Below are 1,378 nucleotides of genomic sequence, written 5' to 3' on the forward strand. Positions count from 1 at the left end.
TTCGCGGCAATCTTTCGCGCGGCGGCGACCGTCCGTGGCACCGGCTCGCCCCAGGCATGCGCCGACAGCGCCAGCCGCGTCGGCCGGCCCTTGGCGTCGAGCAGCGGCGGCAGGGGATCGCGGCCGTAGAAGCGGACCGCCCAGCTGCCCTTGCGGCGCATGTCTTGTGGCGTCATCTCCGACATCGGCTTGGTGACACCCGGCCTCAGCTGCGCGCCGTCGCGTTCGGCGAAGGCCCGGCGTCCCGCTGCAGTCAAGCCGCCGCGCGGATCCTTCTCCTTTGCCCGACGCGTGGGCTTGCGCGCTTTCGACTTGGAGCCGGCGCCGGCGCGCTTGGCGGGACGCTTCTTTGCAGACGACACGGCCCTCGATCCGGTCTTGGCTGATCTCGTCTTGGCCGTTCTGGTCTTGGCCGTTTTCGTCTTGGCCGTTTTCGTCTTGCTTGTTTTGGTTTTGGCCGTTGCAGCCGACCGCTTGCGGCCGCTCGTCTTGGTCTTGCCCGCCTTCTTGGCGGCGACGCGCATGTTGTCGACCAGATTGGGATAGGGCCGGCCAGCGCGGCGCGCGCGGGCCTTGGCGGTGGCCTTCTCGGCCGGGGTCAGATGGGTGGAGGCCTTGCCGGCGCGCTTGCGCGGATTGGCCTTGCTCCAGGGAGCGCGGGGTGATCGTGCCATGCATGATCAACGCATGATCCCCGCCCCGGTTTCCGGTGCGACGATCTACGCGCCCGGCGGCAGCTTCGGCACGGTCGCCCGCAACATCGCATCGAGCAGCGAATCGGCCGTCGTGCCCGCGGGCGAGCGACGCAGAATGTCGGCAAGACGGCCGTCGAGCAGCAGCATCGTGTAGCCGTGCACCAGCGACCAGGCGCGGGCGATCGCCGCAGCCTGATCCAGCGGCAGCTCCTCGTTGCCCACCTGGCCCTCGCTGCGCGCAGCGACCGAACCGGCCAGGCCGGCGAACGAAGCCTCGGCGGCCTCGTGCAGCGAGGGGCGTGAATAATCGAGCCGCTCGGTGCGGAACATCAGCCCGTACATGCCGGGATTGGCCTGCGCATAGGCGACGTAGGCATGCGCCCGCGCCATCGCGCGCTCGACCGGCGTGCCCGGCTGCTCGCCCGCCGCCTTCATCGCCGCATTGAAGCGCGTGAAGCCGATCGCGGCGAGCTCGCTGACGAGCCCGGTGAGATCCTTGAAATGATGCGTCGGCGCCGCGTGCGACACGCCCGCCTCGCGGGCGACGGCACGCAAGGTGAGGCCAGCGAGCCCGTCCCGCTCCAGCACGCGCTCGGCGGCCTGCAGCAGCGCCTCGCGCAGCGCCCCGTGATGATAAGGCGTCGCGACCTCCGCGGCCGCGGGACGCGGACGGCTTCGGAGCG

The 1,378-nt window shown here is 70.8% G+C and carries 2 protein-coding genes; both read right to left on the minus strand.

Annotated elements, in window-relative coordinates:
• Window positions 1–674, minus strand: a 674-nt coding sequence (locus BRAO375_RS18270) for a DUF6321 domain-containing protein (RefSeq protein WP_035640976.1), incomplete at its 3' end; no start/stop codon positions are given.
• A gap of 45 nt (window positions 675–719) precedes the next feature.
• Window positions 720–1,378: TetR/AcrR family transcriptional regulator (locus BRAO375_RS18275; RefSeq protein WP_035640980.1), on the minus strand; the 659-nt coding region annotated here is incomplete at its 5' end.

The sequence above is a fragment of the Bradyrhizobium sp. ORS 375 genome, assembly GCF_000239775.1.
GTDB lineage: Bacteria > Pseudomonadota > Alphaproteobacteria > Rhizobiales > Xanthobacteraceae > Bradyrhizobium.